The 25208-nt window shown below is 70.7% G+C and carries 25 protein-coding genes; 16 read left to right on the plus strand and 9 right to left on the minus strand.

The features are described from left to right. The first annotated feature begins 11 nt into the window (after positions 1-11). Positions 12-1109, plus strand: coding sequence for a mannose-1-phosphate guanylyltransferase (locus AB0M01_RS34065; protein ID WP_363676604.1), 1098 nt, complete (start codon positions 12-14; stop codon positions 1107-1109). A gap of 25 nt (positions 1110-1134) precedes the next feature. Here the strand turns inward: AB0M01_RS34065 and AB0M01_RS34070 are convergent, their stop codons facing one another. The 4 genes from AB0M01_RS34070 to cofD form a co-directional block, all read right to left on the minus strand. After that, positions 1135-1629 (minus strand): hypothetical protein, encoded by a 495-nt coding sequence (locus tag AB0M01_RS34070; RefSeq protein ID WP_363676605.1) that lies wholly within the window; start codon positions 1627-1629, stop codon positions 1135-1137. A gap of 153 nt (positions 1630-1782) precedes the next feature. After that, positions 1783-2451, minus strand: a complete 669-nt coding sequence (locus tag AB0M01_RS34075; protein WP_363676606.1) for a DUF3105 domain-containing protein — start codon at positions 2449-2451, stop codon at positions 1783-1785. Positions 2452-2586: 135 nt separating this feature from the next. Further along, on the minus strand, positions 2587-3561 hold the full coding sequence (locus AB0M01_RS34080; protein ID WP_363676607.1) for a coenzyme F420-0:L-glutamate ligase: 975 nt from the start codon (positions 3559-3561) through the stop codon (positions 2587-2589). Continuing rightward, entirely contained in the window at positions 3558-4535 is a 978-nt protein-coding gene (gene cofD, locus AB0M01_RS34085) for a 2-phospho-L-lactate transferase (protein WP_363676608.1), read from the minus strand. The genes AB0M01_RS34080 and cofD overlap by 4 nt, the downstream gene beginning before the upstream one ends. 139 nt (positions 4536-4674) lie before the next feature. Between cofD and AB0M01_RS34090 the strand changes: the two genes are divergently transcribed. From AB0M01_RS34090 to AB0M01_RS34105, 4 genes are all read left to right on the plus strand, one after another. After that, positions 4675-5994: a hypothetical protein gene (locus tag AB0M01_RS34090; RefSeq protein ID WP_363676609.1), complete on the plus strand. Its 1320-nt coding sequence runs from the start codon at positions 4675-4677 to the stop codon at positions 5992-5994. 338 nt (positions 5995-6332) lie between these two features. Continuing rightward, positions 6333-6599: a WhiB family transcriptional regulator gene (locus AB0M01_RS34095; protein WP_328334816.1), complete on the plus strand. Its 267-nt coding sequence runs from the start codon at positions 6333-6335 to the stop codon at positions 6597-6599. A gap of 164 nt (positions 6600-6763) precedes the next feature. Next, positions 6764-9676, plus strand: coding sequence for a glycosyltransferase family 2 protein (locus tag AB0M01_RS34100; protein ID WP_363676610.1), 2913 nt, complete (start codon positions 6764-6766; stop codon positions 9674-9676). Continuing rightward, on the plus strand, positions 9673-11151 hold the full coding sequence (locus AB0M01_RS34105; RefSeq protein WP_363676611.1) for a DUF5719 family protein: 1479 nt from the start codon (positions 9673-9675) through the stop codon (positions 11149-11151). The genes AB0M01_RS34100 and AB0M01_RS34105 overlap by 4 nt, the downstream gene beginning before the upstream one ends. 78 nt (positions 11152-11229) lie before the next feature. Here AB0M01_RS34105 and AB0M01_RS34110 read toward each other — a convergent pair whose 3' ends face one another. Beyond that, on the minus strand, positions 11230-11676 hold the full coding sequence (locus tag AB0M01_RS34110; protein WP_363676612.1) for a metallopeptidase family protein: 447 nt from the start codon (positions 11674-11676) through the stop codon (positions 11230-11232). Between the two features lie 31 nt (positions 11677-11707). On the opposite strand from AB0M01_RS34110, the gene AB0M01_RS34115 reads away from it, so the two are divergent. The 8 genes from AB0M01_RS34115 (at position 11708) to AB0M01_RS34150 (ending at position 18959) form a co-directional block, all read left to right on the plus strand. Next, positions 11708-12115, plus strand: a complete 408-nt coding sequence (locus tag AB0M01_RS34115) for a DUF3499 domain-containing protein (RefSeq protein WP_363676613.1) — start codon at positions 11708-11710, stop codon at positions 12113-12115. A gap of 84 nt (positions 12116-12199) precedes the next feature. Then, positions 12200-13288 carry a Gfo/Idh/MocA family oxidoreductase gene (locus AB0M01_RS34120; protein WP_363676614.1) on the plus strand — a complete coding sequence of 363 codons (1089 nt, stop codon included), beginning with the start codon at positions 12200-12202 and terminating at the stop codon, positions 13286-13288. After that, positions 13281-14012 carry a ThuA domain-containing protein gene (locus tag AB0M01_RS34125; RefSeq protein WP_363676615.1) on the plus strand — a complete coding sequence of 244 codons (732 nt, stop codon included), beginning with the start codon at positions 13281-13283 and terminating at the stop codon, positions 14010-14012. The genes AB0M01_RS34120 and AB0M01_RS34125 overlap by 8 nt, the downstream gene beginning before the upstream one ends. Positions 14013-14075: 63 nt before the next feature. Then, on the plus strand, positions 14076-15464 hold the full coding sequence (locus AB0M01_RS34130) for a phosphomannomutase/phosphoglucomutase (protein WP_363676616.1): 1389 nt from the start codon (positions 14076-14078) through the stop codon (positions 15462-15464). Then, a complete protein-coding gene (locus AB0M01_RS34135; RefSeq protein WP_363676617.1) occupies positions 15464-15661 on the plus strand; it encodes a Trm112 family protein in 198 nt (65 codons plus the stop codon). The genes AB0M01_RS34130 and AB0M01_RS34135 overlap by 1 nt, the downstream gene beginning before the upstream one ends. Beyond that, positions 15661-16737, plus strand: coding sequence for an SIS domain-containing protein (locus AB0M01_RS34140; protein ID WP_363676618.1), 1077 nt, complete (start codon positions 15661-15663; stop codon positions 16735-16737). Before AB0M01_RS34135 ends, AB0M01_RS34140 begins: the two co-directional genes overlap by 1 nt. Positions 16738-16774: 37 nt before the next feature. Beyond that, positions 16775-17947, plus strand: coding sequence for a mannose-6-phosphate isomerase, class I (gene manA / locus AB0M01_RS34145; protein ID WP_363676619.1), 1173 nt, complete (start codon positions 16775-16777; stop codon positions 17945-17947). Positions 17948-17999: 52 nt separating this feature from the next. Further along, complete coding sequence (locus tag AB0M01_RS34150) at positions 18000-18959, plus strand: cation diffusion facilitator family transporter (RefSeq protein ID WP_363676620.1); 960 nt, start codon at positions 18000-18002, stop codon at positions 18957-18959. A gap of 114 nt (positions 18960-19073) precedes the next feature. Here the strand turns inward: AB0M01_RS34150 and AB0M01_RS34155 are convergent, their stop codons facing one another. Beyond that, on the minus strand, positions 19074-19442 hold the full coding sequence (locus AB0M01_RS34155; protein ID WP_363676621.1) for a MerR family transcriptional regulator: 369 nt from the start codon (positions 19440-19442) through the stop codon (positions 19074-19076). 121 nt (positions 19443-19563) lie between these two features. On the opposite strand from AB0M01_RS34155, the gene ahcY reads away from it, so the two are divergent. Beyond that, complete coding sequence (ahcY, locus tag AB0M01_RS34160) at positions 19564-21000, plus strand: adenosylhomocysteinase (RefSeq protein ID WP_363676622.1); 1437 nt, start codon at positions 19564-19566, stop codon at positions 20998-21000. Positions 21001-21189: 189 nt separating this feature from the next. Further along, positions 21190-21726, plus strand: a complete 537-nt coding sequence (locus tag AB0M01_RS34165; protein WP_363676623.1) for a dihydrofolate reductase family protein — start codon at positions 21190-21192, stop codon at positions 21724-21726. Here the strand turns inward: AB0M01_RS34165 and AB0M01_RS34170 are convergent. From AB0M01_RS34170 to AB0M01_RS34180, 3 genes are read right to left on the minus strand one after another with little or no spacing between them, the layout of a single operon-like run. Beyond that, a complete protein-coding gene (locus AB0M01_RS34170; protein ID WP_363676624.1) occupies positions 21677-22168 on the minus strand; it encodes a hypothetical protein in 492 nt (163 codons plus the stop codon). The two genes, AB0M01_RS34165 and AB0M01_RS34170, sit on opposite strands and share 50 nt — an antisense overlap. Further along, a complete protein-coding gene (locus AB0M01_RS34175; RefSeq protein ID WP_363676625.1) occupies positions 22165-22923 on the minus strand; it encodes a class I SAM-dependent methyltransferase in 759 nt (252 codons plus the stop codon). The genes AB0M01_RS34170 and AB0M01_RS34175 overlap by 4 nt, the downstream gene beginning before the upstream one ends. 10 nt (positions 22924-22933) lie before the next feature. Next, positions 22934-23863, minus strand: a complete 930-nt coding sequence (locus AB0M01_RS34180) for an RDD family protein (protein ID WP_363676626.1) — start codon at positions 23861-23863, stop codon at positions 22934-22936. A gap of 290 nt (positions 23864-24153) precedes the next feature. Here AB0M01_RS34180 and AB0M01_RS34185 point away from each other — a divergent pair, with 290 nt between their 5' ends. Next, positions 24154-25152: a stage II sporulation protein M gene (locus tag AB0M01_RS34185; protein WP_363676627.1), complete on the plus strand. Its 999-nt coding sequence runs from the start codon at positions 24154-24156 to the stop codon at positions 25150-25152. Positions 25153-25208: the final 56 nt, after the last annotated feature.

A 25208-nucleotide genomic window follows, 5' to 3' on the forward strand; every position in this document is an offset into this window, starting at 1 on the left:
GGTTCCTCCTCATGCGGAACGTGGTGATTCTGGCCGGTGGCTCGGGCACGCGGCTGTGGCCGTTGTCCCGGGCGGACAAGCCCAAGCAGGTGCTGCCGCTGGCAGCCGGGAGCTCGCTGCTGCGGGTGGCGTACGACCGGCTGGCCGGTCTGGTCGACCCCGCGAACATCTACGTCTGCACGGTCGCGGCGCACACCGACCTGGTCCGCGAGGAGCTCCCCGAGCTCGGCGAGAACAACATCATCGGCGAGCCGGTCGGGCGCGACACCGCGAACGCGGTCGGTCTCGCGTCCGCGGTGGTGGCCCGCAACGATCCGGACGCGGTGCTGGCGATCGTCGGGTCGGACCACCTGATCACGCCCGAGGCCGAGTTCCGGCAGGCGATCGAGAGCGGTTTCGAGCTGGTCGAGCAGCGGCCGCGGTCGCTGGTCACCTTCGGGATCGAGCCGACCCACCCGCACACCGGGCTCGGGTACGTCGAACGCGGCGACCACATCGACGGTACGGCGGCGTACGTGGTCGATCGCTTCCGTGAGAAGCCGGACCGCGCGACGGCTGAGGAGTACCTGGCCACCGGGCGCTTCTGGTGGAACTCGGGGATGTTCGTCTGGCGGGCCGAGACGGTGCTGAGCGTGCTCGACGCGCTGCTGCCCGAGTCGGCCGCGCAGCTGCGCCAGGTCGCCGCCGTCTGGGACACCCCCGACCGCGAGGCGACCCTCGCCGAGATCTACCCGACGCTGCGCAAGATCTCCGTCGACTACGCCGTCATGGAGCCCGCCTCGCAGGGCAAGGTGGACGCCGACGTGGTGGTCGTCCCGATGCCCGTGCACTGGCTCGACGTCGGCTCCTGGGCCGCGCTGGCCGGCACCTACGAGGTCGATGCCCGAGGCAACCGCCACGACGGCTCGGCGCTCAGCTGCCTGCTCGACTCCAACGACAACGTGATCGTCACCGACGACCCCGACCACCTGATCGCCGCGGTCGGCCTGCGCGGCCACATCATCGTGCACACCCACGACGTCACCATGGTCTGCCCGCTGGCCGACGGCGAACGGGTCAAGGACCTGGTCGCCCAGGTCCAGTCCGACCACGCCGAACGCTACGTCTGAGCCGCGCTTGCCGGCGCGGGGCGGATCAGCAGGCGAACCAGCCGCTCCAGGCGTTGTTCCGCAGGCGTTGGCAGAACAGGCCTCCGGTGGTGGTGCCGCCTTCGAGGTCGATGGTGCCCGGGCTCGGGATGTTCGTGACGTTGATGCTGCTGGTCAGATTCGCACCACCGAGACTTTTCCAGCCGGTGGCCGCGATCGTCGTCGCGCCGCGGTACTGGTGGACCGCGTTCCACGCGGAGCGTCCAGGACTGATCACGAACGTGTGCTGCCGAGTGACCGCACCGTCGGTCCAGTACACGTTCGTTACCGTGGTTCCGCACAAGAGGGTGCCACGGTAGCCGCCGGAGTACACGTCGATCGTCGTCTGGCCGGCGCCGCACTGCGGGTCGTAGTACTCGATCCGCGGCGCGCTCCAGGCAGTGCCTGTCGCGCTGGCCGGCTGAGCTGAGGGAGTTGATCCGGCGACGGCCAGACCAGTGGCGGCGAGGATGCCGGCCAACAGGCGGGTCAGTTTTCGCACGAGTGGCCTCCTGATCCAGGATGCGTCGAGCGCCGACGCTTTCCGAGCCTAGGACAGTTCGCCAGTGAGGTGACAGGCAGTTGCAGCTTGTTGCAGAACGCCGAAGGGCACCCGATCCGGTGGATCGAGTGCCCTTTCAGGCAGAACAGGCGATCAGCCGCCGTTCGGCTCCTGGGCGTCCAGGGCCGGGTACTTGTCCATGAACTGGGTCAGGGCCTCGCCGGAGACCGAGCCGCAGAACTGGCGGTGACCGAAGGCCTCGGTCGCACCCTGGGCGTTGCCGCTCCAGTGCGAGAAGGCGACCTGCTTGCCTTCGGGCCAGGCGGCACCATCGGACTCCTTGAAGGGAGCGGCGATGAACTTGCCGAGCGACGAGTCCGGCAGCTTGGCCTTCGAGATCTGCTCGATCTGGTCGATCTGGTCCTTCGGGAGTGTGTCGCGGTACCAGAGGATCGTGTAACCGTGCTCGAGGTTGTGCACGAGGTTCGGGACCGGCGGACGGTCGTCCTCGGCGTAGAACTTCTTGCCGAATGGGGCCCAGGTCGCGTAGTGCGGCCCGGACGACGGCGGCGACACCGGGTACATGATCACCTTGCCGTCGGGCTCGTGGATCTGGGTGCCGCTGGCCTTGTCGTCGATGATCTTGTCGCACGACGCGGCGCCGGACGCCACGCCGAACGTGGACAGGGCCTGGTCACGGGTCCGGGAGTCCTGGATCAGCTTGATCGCCGGGTAGGCGATGATCGCCAGGCCGACCACGATCGAGGCCGCGACGATGAGCAGGGTGCGGCGCTTGTCGGACCGGGCCTGGTCCCGCTGCATCTTCTCTACCATCTCGCGGCGCGACTGCTTCTGCGACGACGCTTTACCCACAGTGATTGGTCTTCCGATCCGGGCGGTCCGGCGCCGCCGTGCGGATGCAGTGTACGCAGCCCGCCTGAGAAGTTGCCTAGAAAACTAGTCCAAGCGTGAGCCGAACGTGACCGTCGCCTCACTGCCCGAACCGGTCCGGACGGCGACGCCGTACCCCTCGGCGTGCAGCAGGACGGCCAGCCGCTCGGCGATGATGCCGACCGCGACGGGGTTGTCGCCGAAGACCGTGACGGCGCTGTCGCCGACCTCCAGGTGCACGTCCTCGTCGTTCACCAGCAGCCCGTCCCACAGCGCCGGGTCGACCTCGCGCGGCGCACCGGGCGGCGTCCGCTCCAGTACGGCGGCCCGCGCGGCCTCCCGGGTGCCCAGGCTGAACATGTCGTTCTCCGCGTCCCGCACCAGCGCCCGAGCGCCCGGACCGTGCTCACCGACCGCCAGGACGACGTCCGAGAGCCCGCGCAGTACGGCAACCGGCACCCCGTCGGCCTTGCCCTTCACCAGCTCGCCCGCCGACGCGATCTCGTCGGCCACGGCGGGCTCGGTGACGGCCAGGACGTTCCCGTGCGAGTCCGTCGTGCCGCGCAGGTCCTCCACGACCCGTACGCCGGCCGCCCCGATCGCCAGGTCGGTCTGGCCGACCCGCCACGGCCGCCCGAGCGTGTCGGTGACCACGACGCCGACGTTGACGTCGTACCGGTCCTTCAGGGCGGTCCGCAGCTCGCGCGCCGAGTGGTCCGGATCGACCGGCAGCAGCAGCACCGTGCCCGGCGCGGTGTTCGACGTGTCGGTCCCCGCGGCGGCCATCACCAGCCCGTGCCGGGTCTGGACGATCCGGGTGTCCCCGCGGCGCGCGACGACCCGGACCAGCTCGGCGTCGACCGCCTCGGCGCGGGTCAGGTGGGTCAGGCGGTCCTCCGCCTTGCTGACGATCTTCGAGGTGACCGCGACCACGTCGCCGTCGCGCAGGTCGGCGGCCTCGCCGATCAGCGCGGCCAGGTCGTCCCCGGCCGCGACCTCGGGCAGTCCGGTGACCGCGAAGATCTCCAGGTGCTTCCTCATCGGCGTACTGCCTCCGCCAGGCTCAGGGCCGCGTCGGCCATCGCCGCGGTCAGGGTCTCGTCGGTCATCCACAACGGCACCGCCTGGGCGTGAATTCCGGCGCCGGCGATCGAGTCGAGCTGGGCGGCGTCGGAGGTGTCGATCAGCCACCCGTCCAGGACGCCGCCGCGGGCGCGGGCGCCGTAGTACCGGGCCACGGCGGACGCGGTCGACTCGACCCCGACGGCGGCCAGCACCTTGTCGGCCATGCCGCGAACCGGACCGGTGCCGATGATCGGCGACAGCCCGATCACCGGTGCCGCGGTGTCGCGGACCGCCTCGCGGATCCCGGGCACGCCGAGGATGGTGCCGACCGAGACCACCGGGTTCGACGGCGGCAGGATCAGCACGTCGCAGTTCGCGATCGCCTCCAGCACGCCCGGCGCGGGCTTGGCCTTCTCCGAGCCGACCGCGACGATCTGGTGCGCGGGCACCTCGGCGTGCAGCCGGACCCAGTACTCCTGGAAGTGGATCGCCTTCTTGGCGCCTGGGGAGTCCGGGTCGTCGATCACGACGTGGGTCTCGACCCGGTCGTCGCTCATCGGCAGCAGCCGCACCGGCAGCTTCCACCGCTCGCAGAGCGCCTGGGTGACCGCGCTCAGGCCGTACCCGGCGTCCAGCATCTGGGTCCGGACCAGGTGGGTGGCCACGTCCCGGTCGCCGAGGCCGAACCAGGTCGGCTCCACGCCGTACGCCGCCAGCTCCTCCTTGATCACCCAGGTCTCGTCCTCACGTCCCCAGCCGCGCTCCTTCGAGATCCCGTCCCCGAGCGTGTACATCACCGTGTCCAGGTCGGGGCAGACCCGCAGCCCGAACAGGGTGATGTCGTCCGCGGTGTTCCCGATCACCGTGATGTCGGCGTCGGGCCGGGCCTTCAGCAGGCCGCGCAGGAAGGTGGATCCGCCGATGCCACCGGCCAGCACTGTCAATCGCATGGGAAGAGTCTGCACGAGTCGTCAATGCGACGAGCCACCGCACGACTATGCTGCCATGCGTCCGACAACAGTTCCGAAGTGTGTTATCCGTCAGATGCCTTGAATAACGCACGGCCCCCCAACATCCCGAGGAGCCCTCGTGGTCACCGACGCAACCAAGAAGCTCAGAGAGCCGGTCGCGTACATCCTTCTCGCCTTCGCCGGCCTGGTCGCCCTGGCCTCGCTGCTCCAGCTGTTCGTCGGCGGGGCCGGGTTCACCGCCTCCGCCAGCGGGGTGCGCAACGTCCTCACCCCGCTCGAGGTGTCCGGCCTGCTGCTCGCGGCGGTCCCGGCCGTCGCGGTGTGGCTGGTGGCCGAGGCGGGTGAGCGCACCCCCAACGCCCGCACCGTCGCGCTGGCCGCGCTGGTGATCGTCGGTCTGACCGCGCTGGTCGACCTGATCACGGTGTTCGCCATCTTCGGCTCCTCCAGCGACGCCGGCCCGAAGATCGCCGGCTTCCTGGTCGGCCTCGGTGGGCTGGCGATCTACGGCGCCTCCGGCTACTACGTGCTCAACACCTTCCAGACGCTGCCCGCCCCGGTGCGCGTCCCGAAGCCGGCCCAGCAGGGCCAGTTCGCCGGTCAGGGCCAGGGCCAGTACGGCGGCCAGTACGGCGCTCAGCAGGGCGGCCAGTACGGCGGCCAGCAGGGCCAGCAGTACGGCGCCTACGGCAACCAGTACGACCAGGGCGGTCAGGGGCAGAGCCAGTACGGCCAGTACGGCGCCGGCGCTGCCGCCGGTGCGGCCGCGGGTGCCGCTGGTGGGTACGCCGCCGCGCAGCACGGCGACCAGCAGTGGCCGCAGGAGCAGAACTGGAACCAGGGCGAGCAGCAGCAGGCCTGGTCCGCTGACGACCAGCAGGGTGACCAGCAGGCCTGGTCGGCTGCCGAGGCGCAGGGTGCCGAGCCGACCCAGCAGTGGAGCCCCGAGGGCCAGCAGCAGTGGGGTGGCGCTGACGCGCAGGGCCAGCAGTGGCCGCAGGAGCAGCAGCAGTGGGGCGGTGACGCCGGCCAGCAGCAGTGGGGTGGCGCCGACGCCGCGCAGTACGGCCAGCAGGGTCAGTCGGAGTGGCAGGGCCAGGAGCCGGCACAGCACCAGGCCGGTCAGCACGACGCCGGCCTCCAGGAGGCCGCTGCGCACGACGTAGCCGAGCAGCCGCAGCACGACGCCGGTCAGGCCGCGGGCGAGGGCTGGTCGGACCAGAACTGGCAGCAGGGCGGCCAGACCTGGCAGGGCGACGAGGCTGCTCCGGCAGCGACGCCGCAGGCCCAGCCGGAGACCGAGGCGGCCGACGAAACCCGTGTGGATCCGCGGGTTTCCGAGGACCGCGCCGACACCGCGAAGGACGACGACCAGCCGCAGCAGCCGGGTGGTCAGGGCCAGGCCGGACAGCAGGGCTGGTGGTCGCAGCCGTCCTGAGCGACGGCCCTGCCGGGCACCGAATGTGGCGGACAACGCATTCCCGTACGGCAGGTTCGTGCCAATCCTGGAACGGTTTCCGGTGGTTGACACCGCAGTGAGGAGTCCGAGAGGCCTGTGTACACAGGCCTCTCGTTCTTTTGCAGCCGTGTTGCGGATGCCGCCAATAGCAGACCACGGCTTGACTTTCGTGGATTGCAGGAATGTAATTTCAACCGTGTCGTTCGTTGGACACTCGGTATCGGGGACCGTTTTCAGCACACAGGACGGTCGAGGTCAGGCATGTGGACCGCACTCCACATGTACAGGGGAACGAACAGGGTCGAGGAGGTCGTACCGTGACAGAAACGCTGCTGGCGATTGTCGACGGTGAGGCGATCGAGGAGGAGCCGAACTGGCAGGAACGGGCGCTGTGCGCCCAGACCGATCCAGAGGCTTTCTTCCCGGAGAAGGGCGGATCCACCCGCGAGGCGAAGAAGGTCTGCCTCGGTTGTGACGTCCGGGGCGAGTGCCTCGAGTACGCACTGCAGAACGACGAACGCTTCGGGATCTGGGGCGGGCTGTCGGAGCGGGAACGCCGCAAGCTGAAGAAGAAGGCCGTCTAGCCACAAGTCAACACAAACTTTCGCGTGCGGCCCCGGTTGACGACTGTCCACCGGGGCCCGCGGCTGTTTACGGGCGCCTGCGCACTTCGCGTAAGGTGAGGCCTCGCCGTGACCCTCAGGGATCGTGGCAGGCCGATCCTTCCCCTTGAGGTGCAGCGCTCCTGATGGAACCCGAAGCTCCGGCCGGCTGGGACTTCTTCGACGCCGTCGACTTCCCGACCGGACTCACCGACGACCCGATGGGTCGCGCCCAGGTCCGGCACGTCGTCACCGCCGTCGTCGTCGGCCACGAGGGAGCCGCCTGGCTGCCGCGGCTGACCGAGGCGCTGTGGGCGATGGCCCGCCGCCCCGACCGGCTGATCGCGATCGACACCGGTTCCACCGACGACACCGCGCAGTTGCTGGCCGAGATGCCCGGCGTCGAGCCGGTGGTCAGCATGTCCGCCCGGACCGGCTTCGGTACGGCGGTCACCCGCGGCCTCGAAGCGGTCGGCTTCGCGCCGATCCCGTCCGCGGTCGGCCCGTACGGCGACGACGGCCACGCCCCGGTCGTCGAGTGGCTCTGGCTGCTGCACGACGACTGTGCACCGGCCCCCAAGGCGCTCGAACAATTGTTGCTCCAGGCCACTTTGTCGCCGGAGACCGGGATCTGGGGCCCGAAGCTGCGGCTGTGGCCGCGCGACCGTGAGCTGCTCGAGGTCGGTGTCACCACGTCGCTCGGCGGCCGCCGCGACACCGGGATCGAGGCCGGCGAGCTCGACCAGGGCCAGCACGACCAGCCGCGGCAGGTGCTGTCGGTGAGCTCGGCCGGAATGCTGGTCCGCCGTGATGTCTGGCAGGCGCTGCACGGGTTCGACCCGCGGCTGCCGATGTTCCGCGACGACCTCGACTTCGGCTGGCGGGCCAGCCGCGCGGGCTTCCGGGTCGGCGTCGCACCCGACGCGGTCGTCTACCACGCCCAGGCCGCGGCCACCGGCGAACGCGCCCTGGCCGGCACCCGGCGGCACGCGTACCAGCTGGACCGTGCCCACGCCTACTACACCGTCCTCGCGAACGCCCCCGGCAAGCTGCTGCCGCTGCTGATCCTGCGCTTCCTGGCCGGCACGATCCTGCGCTCGGCCTGGTTCCTGATCGGCAAGACGCCGTCCGGTGCGGTCGACGAGTGGACGGCGTTGCTCGGTACGGTCCTGGCCGGCGGCTGGACACAGGCCCGCAAGGACCGCCGCCGCCTCGACAAGGTCCCGTACGACGAGATCAAGGGCCTGTTCTCCCGGTCCGTGCACGCTCTGCGGCACAACCTGGAGGAGACCGGCAGCACGATCTCCGAGCGGCTGCGCGAGGCCTGGGCCGACGAGCCCGAGGAGCAGGCGCCGACGTCGGCCCGCCGCGCCAAGAGCACGGCCCGGGTCGCCGTCGACCAACCACGCTGGCGTCGGCAGCTGATCCGCCGGCCGTTCCTGGTCGCCTGGGTGGTGCTCGCGGTCGGTGCGATCGTCGCCGCCCGCGGCCTGATCGGCGGCGGGGTCCTCCGGTCGAACCTGATGCTTCCGCCGCACGAGACCCTCGCCTCGCTGTGGCACGCCGCCGCGGCCGCGCCGGAGGGCGTCACGCCGCCGGCCTGGCTGGCGCAGTTCTGGGCGCTGTCGACGGTCACCTTCGGCCCGTCCGGTGCGACCAACCTGCTGCTGCTCGGAGCGATCCCGCTGGCGGCGCTGGCCGCGTGGGCGTTGCTGCGGGCCTTCGTCGTCGACCGGGTGGCGCGCGCGTGGGGCGCTTCGGCGTACGGGCTGGCGGTGTTCACCAACGGCGCGATCTCGCAGGGCCGGATCGGGACGGTGGTGGCCGCGATCGTGCTGCCGCTGCTCGGCGCGGCGGTGCACACGGTCGCTCGCCGCCGGCGCGTGGTCATCCAGGGCAGCTGGCGGGCCGCGTGGTTCGCCGGGATCTGCCAGGCGGTGCTGTTCGCCTTCACCCCGGCGCTCGGGCTGCTGGTCGGCATCGCGCTGGCCGCCGGTGCGGTGCTCGGCCTCGGCTGGCGGCGTCAGGGCCGGCAGCTGGTGTTCTCGGTGGTGCTCGGGCTGGTGCTCGTGCTGCCGTGGACGATCCAGCTCGTGCTGCACCCGTCGCGGCTCGGGCAGGAGGCCGGTGGTCCTCCGACCGCGGGCGTCGGCCCGGGCGACAGCCTGGCCAACCTCCTGACCGGTACGCCGGTCGGCGCGCCCGCGCCGTGGTGGTTCGCCGTACCGCTGATCCTGGTGGCCCTGCTCTCCCTGACCCGCGAGACCCGGCAGCGGTACGAGCTGGTCGGCTGGTTCGCCGCGCTGGCCGGTCTGGCCGGGACGCTGATCGCCAGCCGCCTCGGTGGTGGCAGCGGGCCGCTGATGTTCCTGATGACGGCCGGCTGGATCGTCACCGTCACCGTCGCCTGGGACTCGGTCGGCAAGTCCGCCGACCTGATCGTCCAGGGCGTGCTCGGGATCGTGCTGGTGGCCTCGGTCGTGACGGCCGGGTTCTGGCTCGTCCGCGGTGACGATGGCCCGCTGTGGCGTGGCCCGGCGCAGGACCTCCCGGCGTACCTGGTGTCCTCGCAGGGGCCGCCGCAGAACGCTTCGATCCTGGTGGTCCGCAAGGACCCGACCAGCGCGACCCGGTTCTCGCTGGTCCGTGAGGGCGGGCCGCGGATGGGTGCGCTGGAGGCGGCGCCGAAGCCGGAGCAGACCAAGCCGATCACCGACGTGCTGTCCGCGCTCGGTGGCGGCGGGACCGGTGAGGAAGGGCGCCAGCTGGCCGCGCTCGCGGTCGACTACGTGTACCTGCCGGCGCCGGTCGACCCGACACTGATGTCGACGCTCGACTCGCTGCCGGGCCTGACCCGGGCCAGCGCTGCCGACAACGACGCGTCCTGGCTCGTCGACCGGACCAAGATCGAGGGCAAGACCCCGGTCGAGTCCCAGGTCCGCAGCCTGTGGCGGGTGCTCGGGATCATCGCCTGGCTGATCGCCCTGATCTTCTGCCTGCCGAGCGCCCGGCGTACTGTCGCCGTCCCGCACGGCACCCACGCCCGGAGGAGCTCGTGACCGCCCTGCTGTCGGACCTCAAGTTCCGGATCGGCGCCTGCGTGCTCGCGCTCGCGCTGGCCGGCGGGGTCGGTGTGGTGACCAAGCCCAAGGCGGCGAGCACGCGTGCCGAGGGTGTCGAGGAGCCGGCCCGCACGGTCGTCAACCGGACCGCCCTCGCCTGCCCGGTGCCCGGTGCGGGCGTCAAGACGCAGAGCCAGGTCAGCGCGGTCTCCCCGACCCTTCCGGACGGTACGCCGACCGCGGCCGGCGACGAGGCGCCGCTCTCGATCGCGCCGCTCGACACGACCGCGAACCCGGTCGGCTCGGTGCTCGCCCGCGGCCGGATCGCCTCGACCGCCCCGACCGGCAAGCTGACGACCCTGGGCATCCAGGGCACCGGCCCGCTCGCCGCGGGGACCGCCGCGACCGCGACGACGACCGCGGACGAGGGCGTCAACCGCGGCATGGCGAGCGTTCCCTGCGTCGTCCCGGGCTCGGACTTCTGGTTCGTCGGCGCCTCGGCCGCTCCCGGCCGGCGCGACGTGCTGGTGCTGACGAACCTGGACAGCATCAACGCCGAGGTCGACGTCTCCCTGTACGGCGCCGCCGGGCAGCTGGAGGCGCCGAACGCGCGCGGTGTCGTCGTCCCGGCGCGGGGGACCACGGAGATCTACCTCGGCCAGGTCGCCGCCGGGCAGCGCGATCTGGCGCTGCACGTCGAGTCGACCGGTGGCCGGGTCGCTCCGGCGGTCCGCGACAACGCGACCAACGGGAAGGTCCCGGCCGGGGTGGACTGGCTGAACCAGTCGGCGACGCCGGCGGAGAAGATCGTCGTGCCGGCGATCGCGCCGGGTGGCGGCGTACGGATCCTGACGGTGGCCAACCCGACGGATCTGCAGGCCACCGCGAACATCACCGTGAACGGGCCGAACGGGCCGTTCAAGCCCGCCGGGCTGTCGACGATGCAGATCCCGGCCGGGTCGGTGAAGGTGATCCGGTTGGAGAAGGTGCTGCACGGCGACGCGTCGGCGGTCACCATCACGTCCGACCAGCCGGTGACGGCGTCGGCGCGGGTGACGGACTCGACGGTCCGCGAGTTCGCGTCGATCGGCGCGACGGAGCCGCTGCGCGGTCCGGGCTACCTGGTGCTGCCGGCGCATGCGCAGCCGGCGGTGCTCCAGGTGACCGCGCCGGGGGAGACCGCGGGCGTCAAGTTCGAGCTGCGGGACGCGGCGAACAAGATCGTCCAGGCGCGGTCGGTCGATCTGGTGGGTGGCGCCACGACGCTGATCACGTTCAAGCCGCAGCCGAAGCCGACGTACCTGATGGTCGAGCAGCTGCGCGGGGACATCGTCGCGGGCGTCACGCTGATGCCGGCCGCGAAGCCGGACGAGGACGACGTACCGCAGGTCGCCGTCTGGCCGCTGACGACTTCGCTGGTCTTCCGAGCCCAGCTGGGTGCCCAGCCGGACGTCGGCGCCGCGCTGAAGTAGACGTGTGCGGGTGGCAGCATCCGCACACACTTGAAGAGCACCTACTTCAAGTCAGCGCGGATGCTCCTACCTGCAGGCTCAGTCTTCTTCGGCGTCGAAGTCCGGGTCGATCTGCTCGGGGGACAGCGCCAGGACGTCGGCCAGCTCCAGGACCAGTGCCGAGCGGACCAGCCAGGCCAGTCCGGCGCCGGAGCGCTCGGCGCGGAGCTCGATCGGGCGGCGGAAGACGACGATCCGGTACGGCTCGTGCGACGTGCCGCCGGTGGAGTGCGTGAGCGGGATCTCGCCCGCGTGCGCGTCCAGGTTCGGCACGTCCTCGATCGCGAACTCGACCCGGGCCACCACCTGCGGCAGCCGTTTCTCCAGCCGGGTCACCTCGATCGCGACCACCTCGTCGAACTGCGCGGCGGCGGAGCGCTGCAGCGGCAGTCCGCGCGGCGCGAAGCTGCTGGGCCGGCTGATCGGCCCGAGCATGCCCCGGCCGTGCCGGTCGATGTGCCTGCGATGACGGCGAGCCTCGGTCACGCGCTCAGCCTAGTGGGGGTAACGTCTGGTCGTGAGCATCGCCAGGATCTGTTCGCGCGCCGCCTGTCATCGGCCGGCGGTGTCGACGCTCACGTACGTGTACGCCGACTCCACCTGCGTCCTCGGCCCGCTGGCCACCTACGCGGAGCCGCACTGCTACGACCTCTGCGCCGACCACGCCGACCGGCTGACCGCGCCGAACGGTTGGGAAGTGATCCGGCTCGCCCCGGACCCGGCCGCCGCCGGCCCCTCGTCGGACGACCTGGAGGCGCTCGCGAACGCCGTACGGGAAGCCGCGCGGCCGTTGCCGCCGCGGGAGACCGGCCGTCCCGGGTCCACCACGCCGGGCGCTCCGGTCGAGGTCGCCCGCCGCGGGCACCTGCGGATGCTGCAGGACCCGGGCAACACCGCGAACCAGGGGAACACCGAGCAGGGCTGATTTTCTCCACTCGATGGGGAAACTGTTCCGCAGCGTGGGAACCGGGTTGACCGGGCGTGCAAGTACTGACAAGACTCCTGACCTGTGAACGATCAAAAACTACGGGTCGGAGTGGTCGGTCTCGGCTTTGCCGGGCGGACCGCACTCGAAGCGTTCTCGGAGCTGCCGGACGTCGAGGTGGTGGCACTGGCCGGGCTGGAGAAGGACACCCTGGCCGAGCTCGGCGAGAAGCACCGGGTACCGCATCTCTACGAGAAGTGGGAGGACCTCCTGCAGTACGACGGCCTGGACGCCGTCAGCATCGGTACGCCGACGCAGCTGCACGCGCCGATCGCGCTGGCCGCGCTGGAGCAGGGGCTGCACGTGCTCTGCGAGAAGCCGCTGGCCCGCACGGTCGACGAGGGCCTGGCGATGGTCGAGGCGTCGAAGAAGGCCGGCAAGGTGCTGAAGGTCATCTTCAACCACCGCGAGCGCGGTGACGTCGCGGCGCTGAAGCACCAGATCGACGAGGGCCAGCTCGGCCGGATCTACTACGCCAAGGCGCACTGGATGCGCCGCAACGGCATCCCCGGCATGGGCGGCTGGTTCACCAACCGCGAGCTGTCCGGCGGCGGACCGCTGATCGACCTCGGCGTGCACATCCTGGATCTCGCGCTGCACCTGCTGAACGAGCCGACGATCACCACGGTCACGGCGGACACGTTCGCCGAGCTCGGCCCGCGCGGCCGGGGCAGCGCCAGCAGCACGATCCGGCCGACCGTCGACACCCTCGGCTCGAAGTTCGAGGTCGAGGACCTGGCCACGGCGTACCTGCGGCTCGAGGGCGGCGGCGCGCTGCAGCTGGAGACCAGCTGGGCGACGTACCGGGCTCCCGGTGACAACTTCGGGATCGAGCTGTTCGGCACCGAGGGCGGCGCCAAGATCGAGGTGCAGAACTACACCACGACGGACACGCTGCGGATCTTCACCGACGTCGGCGGCGTCCCGGCCGAGGTCCGTCCGGCCACCGGCGCCGGGCTCGGCCACCGCGCGGTGGTCAGCGAGTTCGTCGCGATCGTCCGGGCGGGCGACTGGACGTCCCACAACGGTTCCGAGGCGCTGCTCCGGACCCAGGTCATCGACGCCTGCTACGCCTCGGCGAAGGCGGGACGAGAGGTTGTGCTCAATGGTTAACGTCACGGTGTGGGGCGAGAACGTCCACGACCAGCGCGACGCGTCGGTCCAGAAGGTCTACCCCGACACGATGCACGAGACGATCGCGGCCGCCGTCCGGGCCCAGCTCGGCGAGGACGCGAACGTGCGGACCGCCTGGCTGCAGCAGGACGAGAACGGCCTGACCGAGGAGATCCTGGCCGACACCGACGTGCTCACCTGGTGGGGCCACGCGGCGCACGGCGACGTCGACGACGCCGTGGTAGACCGGGTCCAGCAGCACGTGCTGTCCGGGATGGGCCTGATCGCGCTGCACTCGGCGCACTTCTCGAAGATCTTCATCCGGCTGATGGGCACCACCTGCTCGCTGGACTGGCGCTCCGAGAACGACCGCGAGCTGCTCTGGACGGTCGCCGCCGGGCACCCGATCGCGCAGGGGGTCCCGCACCCGCTGGTGATCGAGCGCGAGGAGATGTACGGCGAGCTGTTCGACATCCCGCAGCCCGACGAGCTGGTCTTCGTCAGCTCGTTCTCCGGCGGCGAGGTGTTCCGCTCCGGCTGCTGCTACCGCCGCGGCCAGGGCCGGGTCTTCTACTTCCGCCCCGGCGACCAGGAGTACCCGACGTACCACCAGCCGGAGGTCCAGACGATCCTCGGCAACGCCGTCCGCTGGGCCGCGCCGACGTCGCCGCGTCAGCTCCCGACGGTCCACCACCGCAAGAACCCCGGGTGGTTCGAGAACTGAGTTGTCCACAGCCAAGGCGTGCCTCGTGAGCGGGGCACGCCTCCGGCCGGATAAAGTCCGGGCATGGTTGACGTAGCTGCCATCTTCAAGGCGTACGACGTACGCGGGGTCGTCCCCGACCAGCTCGACGAGTCGGTGGCCCGGGCGACCGGTGCCGCGTTCGTCGAAGTGCTGGACGTGCTGTCCGGCCCGGGGTCGGTGGTGATCGGGTACGACATGCGCCCGTCCAGCCCCGCGCTCGCGGCCGCGTTCGCCGAGGGCGTGGCCAGTACCGGCGCCGACGTGATCGTGATCGGGCTGGCGTCGACCGACATGCTGTACTTCGCCAGCGGCCGGCTCCAGCTGCCCGGCGCGATGTTCACCGCGAGCCACAACCCCGCGCAGTACAACGGGATCAAGATGTGCCGCGCCGGCGCCTCGCCGGTCGGTGCCGAGTCCGGGCTGCGCGACATCGCGGACCTGGTCGCCAAGACCGTCAGTGAGCCGACCCCGAGCGTTCCGGTGCCGGGCAAGATCACCAAGAAGGACCTGCTCACGGCGTACGCCGACCATCTGCACGACCTCGTCGACCTGTCCGCGATCCGCCCGCTCAAGGTGGTCGTCGACGCCGGCAACGGGATGGGCGGGCACACCGTGCCGGCCGTCTTCGCCACCGGCCCGGTCGAGATCGTGCCGCTGTACTTCGAGCTCGACGGCAACTTCCCGAACCACGAGGCGAACCCGCTGGACCCGAAGAACCTGGTCGACCTGCAGGCCAAGGTCGTCGAGGCCGGCGCCGACCTCGGCCTCGCCTTCGACGGCGACGCCGACCGCTGCTTCGTGATCGACGAGCTCGGCCAGCCGATCTCCCCGAGCGCCGTGACCGGCGCGGTCGCCGTCCGCGAGCTGGCCAAGCACCCGGGCTCCGCGGTGATCCACAACCTGATCACGTCCAAGGCGGTCCCGGAGCTGATCACCGAGCACGGTGGGACGCCGGTCCGGGCCCGGGTCGGGCACTCGTTCATCAAGCAGCAGATGGCCGAGACCGACGCGGTCTTCGGTGGCGAGCACTCCGCGCACTACTACTTCCGCGACTTCTGGCGCGCCGACACCGGCATGCTGGCCGCGCTGCACGTGCTGGCCGCGCTCGGCGAGCAGGACAAGCCGGCCAGCGAGGTCTTCGCCGAGTACGAGCGGTACGTCGCCTCCGGCGAGATCAACAGCCGGGTCGACGACGCCGCCGCCACGGTCGCCGCGATCGAGGACACCTACGCCGGGCGGGACGGGACTACCGTTGACCACCTGGACGGTCTGACCGTGGACGCGGGACAGTGGTGGTTCAACGTCCGCGCGTCCAACACCGAGCCGCTGCTGCGGCTGAACGTCGAGGCCGGGGACGCCGCCACCATGGAGCGTGTCCGGGACGAAGTACTGGCCCTGATCACCGGTGCACCGGTGGAGGAGAAGAACTGATGGCAGTGAACCTGGACCCCGACCTGCTGAGCATCCTGGTCTGTCCGAAGTGCCGCTCGGAGTTCCGCGTGGACGACGAGGCGAACGAGCTGGTCTGCACCAACGCCGCCTGCGCGCTGGCCTACCCGGTCCGCGACGACATCCCGGTGCTGCTGATCGACGAGGCCCGCGAGACCAAAGAGGCCGAAACCCACTGATGAGCTCCTTCGACGACTCGCGGCTGGACGACCCCGCCGCGCTCGAGGCGACCGACCACCTGCTGCGCCGGCTCGCCGGTGCCGGAGCCCGCGTCCGGGCCGAGATCGACGCCGCCGAGGAGGTGCTGTCGAAGCTCGACTCCGACGGTTTCCGCCCGCGTGCGATCGTCGCGGCCGGCCGGGACGCCCGTCTGGTCCGCGCGGTGCTGGAGCCGGTCTGCCCGGTGCCGTTCGTGGCCTGGCCCGGTCCGGGGCTCCCGGGCTGGACCGGTCCGCTCGACCTGGTGATCGTGCTCGGCGGCACGGCCGCTGACCAGGAAGCCATGTCCGCCGCCTCCGAGGCCGTTCGCCGGGGCAGCGGTCTGATGGTCGCCTGCCCGGCGGACTCGCCGATCGCCCAGGCCTCGGCCGGTTCGCGGCACGCGATCCGCCTGCCGTCGCAGTCCGACGACCAGCTCGCCGCTGCCGTCGCCGTGCTGCAGGGGCTGCACCAGATGGAGCTCGGGCCGGTCGTCGACGCCAAGGCGGTGGCGACGCTGCTCGACGACGTCGCGATCGAGTGCTCGCCGAACAACGACGTCGCGTCGAACCCGGCGAAGGATCTGTCGCTGATGCTCGCGGACGCGATGCCGTTGGTCTGGGGTGGATCGGTTCTCGCCGCTCGTGCGGCTCGTCGTGTTGTCGAGGCCCTGCGGTTGGCCAGCGGCCGTCCGGCGCTCGCCGCCGACGCCGGTCACCTGCTGCCGGTGCTGAACCAGCCGCCGCGCGACCTGTTCGCCGACCCGTTCGACCAGCCGGACGACCTGCGTCCCGGCCTGGTCATCCTGGACGACGGCGTCGAGGACGCGGGCGTCGCCGAGCACCGGCGCCAGCTGGAGGAGAAGGCCGAGCGGCACGACGTCCGGGTGCACGTGGTCACGCAGGCCAGTGGCACCGACATCGCGCGGTACGCGGCGCTGACGCAGCACGGCCGGTACGCCGCGGCGTACCTGGGGATCGGTCTGGGCCGGTACGGCACCGAGGCGACCGAGACGCCGATCGTCCCGGGCAACCCGGCCGTCGACCCGGCTTGGTGATGGTTTTTCCCAGTACTAGGAAGAGTGTGGTGACAGGGTGGTAGTCCGGCTCAGCAACACCGTGCGCGACTACGCGTGGGGATCGCCGACCGCGATCCCGGCGCTGCTCGGGGTCGAGCCGGACGGCAAGCCCCAGGCCGAGCTGTGGATGGGCGCGCACGAGTCGGCGCCGTCGGTGCTGGCGTCGGGGGAGTCGCTGTACGACCTGGTGTCTTCAGCGCCTGCTGAGGTTCTGGGTGACGAGACGGCCGAGCGGTTCGACGGGCGTTTCCCCTTCCTGGCCAAGATCCTGGCGGCGGCGCAGCCGTTGTCGATCCAGGCGCATCCGTCACCGGAGCAGGCTGTCGACGGGTACCGGCGCGACGAGGAGGCCGGGATCCCGCGGGACGCGGCCGACCGCAACTACAAGGACTCCTGGCCGAAGCCGGAGATCCTGATCGCTGTGGAGCCGTTCGACGCGCTGGTCGGTTTCCGGCCGCTGGACCGGACGGTCGCGCTGCTCGACGCGCTCGGTGCTCCTGCGTTGGAGGAGCTGACCGCCGCGCTGCGCGACGGCAAGCTGCGGGAGGCGTTCACGGACTTCATGGGCAGCGACCGGGACTCGATCCGTCCCTTGGTCGCCGCGCTGGCCGAAGCTTGTGAGCGGTACACCGGACAAGAGTTCGCACTCGAGGTGGAAACGCTCGCTCGGCTTGCGGTCGACTTCCCCGACGACCCGGGCGTCCTGGCGGCGCTGCTGCTCAACCGGGTGCGGCTGGAGCGGTTCGAGTCGGTGTACCTGCCGGCGGGCAACGTGCACGCCTACCTGCGCGGGACCGGGTTCGAGGTGATGGCGAACTCCGACAACGTGCTGCGCGGCGGGCTGACCAGCAAGCACATCGACGTACCGGAGCTGGTGTCGGTGGTCGACTTCGAACCGCTGGCCGATCCTGTGCTGCACGGTGTTGCCGTCGCGCCGGGCGTCACGGCGTACGAGACCGGTAGTCCGTACTTCGCGGTCCGGCGGGTGGACCTGACCGGCGGGGCTGTCGTCGTACCGGCCGAGGGTGCCCGGATCGTTGCGGTGGTGGACGGCGACGTGACGGTGGGTGCCGAGGGCACCGACGAGACCGAAGCGTTGTCCGGTGGTCAGTCGGCGTTCCTTCGAGGACCCGAAGGACCCTGTAGCCTGCGTGGTTCCGGCACGGCCTTCGTCGTGTCCGCTCGCTGAACCACTTCGGCGAAATCTTTGGCCCCCCTGAGTTGCTGGAGGACTGACCCACATGGCTGGTGGCGGTAACAAGGCCGTCGTCGCGGCACTGCTGGCGAACACCGGAATCGCGATCACCAAGTTCGCCGCCTGGGGCCTGACCCAGTCGGCCTCGATGCTGGCCGAGGCGATCCACTCGCTGGCCGACGCCGGCAACCAGGTGCTGCTGCTGGTCGGCGCCAAGCGCGCCAAGCGGCAGGCCGACGAGCTGCACCAGTTCGGCTTCGGCCGGGAACGCTACGTGTACTCGTTCATCGTGGCGATCGTGCTGTTCAGCGTCGGTGGGCTGTTCGCGCTGTACGAGGGGTACCACAAGATCCACGACCCGCACGGGATCGACGACTGGAAGTGGGTCCCGGTCGCCGTCCTGGTGGCCGCGATCATCATGGAGTCGTTCTCGTTCCGGACCGCGATCGTCGAGGCGAACAAGGTCCGCGGGCACGTGTCCTGGTCGCGGTTCATCCGCAACGCGCGCTCGCCGGAGCTGCCGGTGATCCTGCTCGAGGATTTCGCCGCGTTGACCGGTCTGGTGCTGGCGCTGATCGGCGTCGTCCTGACCCTTGCCACCGGCAACGGTGTGTTCGACGGCGCGGGCTCGATGGCGATCGGCGCGCTGCTGGTCGTGGTCGCGATCTTCCTGGCGATCGAGATGAAGTCCCTGCTGCTCGGCGAGTCCGCGACGCGGGAGGCCCAGCAGAAGATCATCGCCGCGATCGAGAGCGTGCCCGGCGTACAGAAGCTGATCCACATCAAGACGCTGCACCTGGGCCCGGAGGAGGTCCTGGTCGCCGCGAAGGTCGCGGTCGAGCCCGGCTCCGACGCCGCCGGTGTCGCGGCGACGATCAACGCGGCCGAGGCCGCGGTGCGCGAAGCCGAGCCGATGTCGCAGCACATCTACCTGGAGCCCGACATCTACGTCGAGGGCTACGTCCGCGAAGAGCGCCCGGCTGTCCCCGAGGCGCCCTCCCACTAGCTCCAGCGCGGAACCGGTCACCCCGGACACCAACTGGGGGCCTTGAACACGAAATATCGTGTCCGAGGCCCCCAGTTGGTGTCCGAGGTACCGGTTGGGTGCCGAGCAGGTGGGTCAGCGAGGGCGCTGGGCCGGGGGTGGGAGGACGCCGGAGCGGCCCAGCCACCTGAGAGCCCGCTCGCGGTCGATCTCGGCGGGGCTCGGGGGTGTGGTCAGGCGGCCGGTGCGGTAGCCGAGGTTGCGGAGGTCGGCGGCGACCGAGGGTTCGGCCAGGGCTTTCAGGGCGAACGCGAGGGCGGCCGGGGTCACGTCGTAGCGGTGCTCGAGCTCGAGGGCGAGCTTGACCGCGGCGAGGTCGCGGTCGTCGTACTGGCGCTGGGCCGAGCGGCTGGTGCGGGTGCGCGGGAGCAGGCCCAGGGTCTCGCGGTAGCGCAGCATCCGTGCGGTGGTGCCCAGCAGTTTGGCGGCCTCGGTGATGCGCATGCCGACATCTTGACATTTCGGTGTCAGGAACCGCCACTCGGTGGGTCACGCAGGGTCGCCTTACCGCTAGCCTCGTCGGCGAAGACCTCACCAACCGACACCCTCAGGGAGCGGCAACCGCATGACGTTCGACTACAAGGTGGCAGACCTCGGACTGGCCGAGTTCGGTCGCAAGGAGATCCGGCTCGCCGAGCACGAGATGCCGGGTCTGATGGCGATGCGCGCCCAGTACGGCGAGAGCAAGCCGCTGGCCGGCGCGAAGATCATGGGCTCGCTGCACATGACCATCCAGACCGCCGTGCTGATCGAGACGCTGACGGCCCTCGGCGCCGAGGTGCGCTGGGTCTCCTGCAACATCTTCTCCACCCAGGACCACGCGGCCGCCGCGGTCGTCGTCGGCCCCGAGGGCACCGCGGACGCCCCGGCCGGTGTCCCGGTCTTCGCCTGGAAGGGCGAGACGCTGGAGGAGTACTGGTGGTGCACCGAGCAGGCGCTGACCTGGCCGGACGGTGACGCCCCGAACATGATCCTGGACGACGGCGGCGACGCCACCATGCTCGTCCACAAGGGCACCGAGTTCGAGAAGGCCGGCGCCGTGCCGGACCCGTCGACCGCGGAGTCCGAGGAGTTCGCCGTCGTCCTGGCGCTGCTGACCCGCTCGCTGGAGCAGAGCAAGGACAAGTGGACCACGATCGGCGCCGGCATCAAGGGTGTCACCGAGGAGACCACCACCGGCGTGCACCGGCTGTACGAGATGCACAAGGCCGGCCAGCTGCTGTTCCCGGCGATCAACGTCAACGACTCGGTCACCAAGTCGAAGTTCGACAACAAGTACGGCTGCCGGCACTCGCTGATCGACGGCATCAACCGCGCCACCGACGTCCTGATCGGCGGCAAGGTCGCCGTCGTCGCGGGCTACGGCGACGTCGGCAAGGGCTGCGCGGAGTCGCTGCGCGGCCAGGGCGCCCGGGTCATCGTCACCGAGATCGACCCGATCTGCGCGCTGCAGGCCGCGATGGACGGCTACCAGGTCACCACGCTCGAGGACGTCGTCGGGATCGCCGACATCTTCGTCACCACGACCGGTAACAAGGACGTCATCACCGCCGACCACATGGCGCAGATGAAGCACCAGGCGATCGTCGGCAACATCGGCCACTTCGACAACGAGATCGACATGGCCGGCCTGTACAAGCTGGACGGTGTCGAGCGGGTCACCATCAAGCCGCAGGTCGACGAGTTCCGCTTCGCCGACGGTCACACCATCATCATCCTGTCCGAGGGCCGCCTGCTGAACCTGGGCAACGCGACCGGTCACCCGTCGTTCGTGATGTCGAACTCCTTCACCAACCAGGTGCTGGCGCAGATCGAGCTGTTCGTGAAGACCGCCGAGTACCCGACCGACGTCTACGTGCTGCCCAAGCACCTCGACGAGATGGTCGCCCGGCTGCACCTCGACGCGCTCGGCGTGAAGCTGACCGAGCTGACCAAGGAGCAGGCCGAGTACCTGGGCCTCCCGGTCGAGGGCCCGTACAAGTCGGACCACTACCGCTACTGAGTTCCTCCAGTACGCCGTAGCTCGAGGCGCCTCACCCTCCGGGGTGGGGCGCCTTCGCGCTGCCTGGCGTGGTCAGCGGCGCGAGTGGTCCACTGCCGGTCGCCCGGATTGGACCTTCTGCCGGCCGCCGGTCCGGCGCAGGCTGAGCACATCCGCGGCGCGCTCGCGCCGTACGAAAGGAGCTTGGCCGTGGCCGCATCGGTGCTCGACATGTCGGTGTCCCTGGACGGGTACATCGCGGATCTCAACGACTACCTCGGTGGCGAGGACGACCACCGGCTGCACAACTGGCCGGAGGGGGAGTTCCTCGACGAGTGGACTTCGTGCGGTGCGGTGGTCGCCGGGCGCCGGACCGCCGAGCTGATGGACCACTGGGGTGGGGACCACAACGGCGTACCGATCTTCGTGCCGAGCCACCGGCCGCCGAGTCCGGCGGCGCGCTGGGGGTACCCGCTGGTGACCTACGTGCAGGACGGGATCGTCAGCGCGATGGAGCAGGCGAAGGCGGCCGCGGGTGGGAAGGACGTGCAGGTCCGCGGCGGCTACACGGCGTCGCGCGCGTTGGAGGCGGGCGTGCTGGACGAGATCCAGCTGCACCAGATCCCGGTACTGCTCGGTCAGGGGCGGCGGTTGTTCGACGTACTGCCGGAGCTGATCGAGCTGGAGATCGTTCGGGTCATCGACACACCGGAGGCGACTCATCTGCGGTACCGGGTACGACGGTGACGTCGGGCAGATCCGGTACGGCGGCCGACGCGCTGGTCAGCGTGAAGCGGTCGTCGTCCTCGTCCATCGCGGCCAGCAGACGGGTGCCGTCGGCAAGGATCACCGTCCACAGGCCCGGGGGTTCGGTGTCGCCGTACAGGACCATCGCCCGGAAGTGCGCGGCGAAGCGGGTGGCGAAGTCCAGGTGGTCGAGGTGGCGGGTGCGGTCGGCGTCGACGCCGAGGGTGAGGCTGGCCGCGAAGTGGCCCTGGACGGGTTCCCAGGTGCAGAAGGCGGCGAAGACCAGGTCCGGCGGGACGCCCGCGAGCTCGTCGTCGACGCGGTCGGCGGGGGCGACGAACAGGTCGGCGTCGGTGACCGCGAAGGTGTCGCGCAGGAACGGCCGGAGCTCCGCCCCGTCGACCGGGCGGGAGATCAGCAGGTCGTAGCCGCCGCAGCTCATCGGATCGCGGCGAACAGGTGCTTGTCGGCGACCTGGCCCAGGACCGCGACCTCGGCGAAGCCGGCCTTGCGGAACGCCTCGACGGTGTCGGTGAGGGTGATGTCGCGGCCCTTGTGGCGGTCGGCGAAGCGGGTCTCGCGCTCGGTCAGCAGGGCGGTGAACGCGGGCTCGGCGGCGGCTGCCTTCCACCAGGTCTCCCAGTCCTCGACGCCGTTCGCGTGCGAGGTGGACCAGATCTGGTCGCGCAGTTCGACCGCGAGGGCGTCGAGGCGCGGGACCTCGGTCGGGCCGAGGCGCATCGTGTCCGCGTTCAGGAAGATGCCGCCGGGGCGGATGCGCTGGGCCAGGGTCTGGGCCAGCGTGGTCAGGTCCGCGGGGTCGAGCCAGTGCAGGGCCGTGGCCGAGCAGACGGCGTCGAGCGACTGATCACCCAGTACGCCGTCCCAGCCGGGCGCGCGCAGGTCGGCCTCGGCGAAGCTCACCCGGTCGGAGGCGACGGCCTGCCGGGCGATCTCCAGCAGGAACGGGTCGAGGTCGACGCCGGTGATCTCCGCAGCCGGGAAGCGTTCAGCCGCCCGGGCGGAGATCGAGCCGGGGCCGCAGGCGAGGTCGAGGAAGCGGGCCGGCGTACCGGTGATCCGTTCCACGACGTCGAGCATCAGCGCGAACTGCTCCTCGCGGTCGGGCAGGTAGCCGGCCTGCTGGTCGTCCCACCGCGCGAGCCAACCGGTCCAGTCGATTCGTTGCTGCGACATGGTCGCAAGACTAGAACCACTGGCTCGATTCCCCGCTGCCGGGGGCGTGCCAGCCTTGGGGGTTCACCTGCTCACCACGAGGAGGTACGGGCGGAGGAACAACTACTTGAGGTGGTCCGCCGTACGCAGGTTGGTACTGGGTGTAGGGGTTCGGCGGTGCGAACGGTCCAGTGTGTGCAGCCGGACGATGAGCCGCCAAGCGATCCAGCTCTCGGCGCCGGCGTTCGGCCAGTACTGCGGACAGGAACGCCGGGGACGAGATCGGCACCGGCGGCGCTGGTGCGGTCAGGCCGCCGACCTTGAACGCCAGCGCATCGCCCAGCGCGACCTGCGCCGCGGGCTCCAGCTCCTTGTAGCGCGCCAGGTACTCGCGCGACGTGTTGGCCAGATCGTCGGACAGCCGCGAGAGCTCCAGCGACTGCGCCCACTGCACCAGATGACCCGGCACGAACAGCGGCGGCGACGCCATCGGCTGGTGGCGCTCGCGAATCACGACCGTCCCGGCGACCATGTCGCCGATCCGCTTGCCCTGCTTGTTCATCAAGCTCGCGACGATCCCCGGGCCGGCCGCGAACCACGGCGCGAAGTCGACGAAGATCCACAGCAGCGACCTGACCAGCGCGTGCCGGAAGCGGATCGACGAGCCGTCGTCGCGGACCACGCGCAGACCGAGCAGCATCTTGCCGACCGTCCGGCCGCGGGTCAGCGTCTCCATCACCACGCGGTAGCCGACCAGGACCAGCAGCAGTACGACGAACACCAGCGCCACCCCGAGCGCCTCGCTCGCGCCGCCGAGCAGGAAGCCGAACAGCGTCAGGAACAGGACGACGAGCACGATCACCTGCAGGGTGAAGTCGATCGCGCAGGCCAGCGCCCGGGTCGGCATCCGGGCGATCCGCACCTGCAGGACAACCGCTTCCCCCGTGACCAGCTCAGCCACCCTCGCCCCCTCCCACATCTCCCGAGACAGCTTAGTGCCCTGCGTCGGGGATTCTTTGGCGCTTGCGGCGCCCAGGCACGCACCTCGCGGCACTGGCCGAGCATCCACGATGCTTCGCATCGAGGACGCCCGTCCAGCACCGCGATGCACGCACCTGAACACCGCAATCGCTCAAACAATCCCCGACGCAGGGCACTAGTGTCGCCTATCCCAGGTCATCCGACCCCGAAATGCGGGACACTCGACCGACCACGGGTACGCCGGGGCGACACGGACAGGAAGGCCGGGGGATGGACGTCGAAGCCTACGTGTCGGTCCACCAGCCGCAGTGGGACCGGCTGGCCGCGCTCACCCGCCGGCAGCGCCGCCTGACCGGCGCCGAGGCCGAGGAGCTGGTCCAGCTCTACCAGCGCGTCGGCACCCACATGGCCGCGCTCCGGGCGGCCGGTGCCGACCCGGTGACCGTCGGTCGCCTCTCCGGCCTGATCGCCGACGCCCGCGGCGCGGTGACGGGTGCGCAGGCTCCGGTCTGGCGCGACATCTCGCGGTACTTCCTGGTCAGCTTCCCCGCGGCTCTCTACGTCTCCCGCCGCTGGTGGCTCACGATCGGGTTGCTGTTCTACCTGGTCGCCGCCTGGGTCGCGTGGCGGATCCTGGTGAACCCCGATGTGCTCGACTCGGTCGCGCCGCCGGAGGCGATCCAGCAGCTGGTCGACAAGGACTTCGCGTCGTACTACTCCGAGAACCCGGCGCAGGACTTCGCGCTCCGGGTCTGGATCAACAACGCGACGATCTCCGCCGCCGTGCTGGCGATCGGCGTACTGATCGTGCCGGTGGCGTTCGTGCTGTGGAGCAACGCGACCAACCTCGGGGTCAGCGCCGGCGTGATGATCGGCCACGACAAGGGCGACGTGTTCTTCGGCCTGATCACCCCGCACGGCCTGCTCGAGCTGACCGCCGTGTTCGTGGCGTCGGCCGCGGGTCTGAGGCTCGGGTGGTCATGGATCGCGCCCGGTCCACGGACCCGCATGCAGGCACTGGCCCAGACCGGTCGCGCGACGGTCGGGATGGCGATCGGCCTGGCGGTGATCCTGCTGATCACCGGGATGATCGAGGCCTTCGTGACACCGTCGCCGCTGCCGACCGCTGTGCGGGTGGGGGTCGGCATCGTCGTCGAGGTCGCGTTCTTCGTCTACGTGTGGACGCTGGGTCGCCGGGCGGTCCGGCTCGGCGAGTACGGCGACGTCGAGGAAGCCGACCGCGAGGCGACCGCTCCAGTCTCGGCCTGATCGTTTAGGGCGGGGTACGTGATCCGCAGGACGGGGACCGCCAGCCACGTCGTGAG

Origin of the sequence: Kribbella sp. NPDC051770, from assembly GCF_040681455.1 — a bacterium.
GTDB lineage: Bacteria > Actinomycetota > Actinomycetes > Propionibacteriales > Kribbellaceae > Kribbella.

Coding starts and splice junctions, on each gene's coding strand:
- cofD (WP_363676608.1), bottom strand. CDS start 4,535: ATGCGATTGACAGTGCTGGCCGGTGGCATCGGCGGATCCACCTTCCTG.
- AB0M01_RS34075 (WP_363676606.1), bottom strand. CDS start 2,451: ATGCAGCGGGACCAGGCCCGGTCCGACAAGCGCCGCACCCTGCTCATC.
- ahcY (WP_363676622.1), top strand. CDS start 19,564: ATGACGTTCGACTACAAGGTGGCAGACCTCGGACTGGCCGAGTTCGGT.
- AB0M01_RS34175 (WP_363676625.1), bottom strand. CDS start 22,923: ATGTCGCAGCAACGAATCGACTGGACCGGTTGGCTCGCGCGGTGGGAC.
- AB0M01_RS34140 (WP_363676618.1), top strand. CDS start 15,661: ATGAGCTCCTTCGACGACTCGCGGCTGGACGACCCCGCCGCGCTCGAG.
- AB0M01_RS34185 (WP_363676627.1), top strand. CDS start 24,154: ATGGACGTCGAAGCCTACGTGTCGGTCCACCAGCCGCAGTGGGACCGG.
- AB0M01_RS34125 (WP_363676615.1), top strand. CDS start 13,281: ATGGTTAACGTCACGGTGTGGGGCGAGAACGTCCACGACCAGCGCGAC.
- AB0M01_RS34100 (WP_363676610.1), top strand. CDS start 6,764: ATGGAACCCGAAGCTCCGGCCGGCTGGGACTTCTTCGACGCCGTCGAC.
- AB0M01_RS34150 (WP_363676620.1), top strand. CDS start 18,000: ATGGCTGGTGGCGGTAACAAGGCCGTCGTCGCGGCACTGCTGGCGAAC.
- AB0M01_RS34130 (WP_363676616.1), top strand. CDS start 14,076: ATGGTTGACGTAGCTGCCATCTTCAAGGCGTACGACGTACGCGGGGTC.
- AB0M01_RS34135 (WP_363676617.1), top strand. CDS start 15,464: ATGGCAGTGAACCTGGACCCCGACCTGCTGAGCATCCTGGTCTGTCCG.
- AB0M01_RS34155 (WP_363676621.1), bottom strand. CDS start 19,442: ATGCGCATCACCGAGGCCGCCAAACTGCTGGGCACCACCGCACGGATG.
- AB0M01_RS34080 (WP_363676607.1), bottom strand. CDS start 3,561: ATGAGGAAGCACCTGGAGATCTTCGCGGTCACCGGACTGCCCGAGGTC.
- AB0M01_RS34065 (WP_363676604.1), top strand. CDS start 12: ATGCGGAACGTGGTGATTCTGGCCGGTGGCTCGGGCACGCGGCTGTGG.
- AB0M01_RS34170 (WP_363676624.1), bottom strand. CDS start 22,168: ATGAGCTGCGGCGGCTACGACCTGCTGATCTCCCGCCCGGTCGACGGG.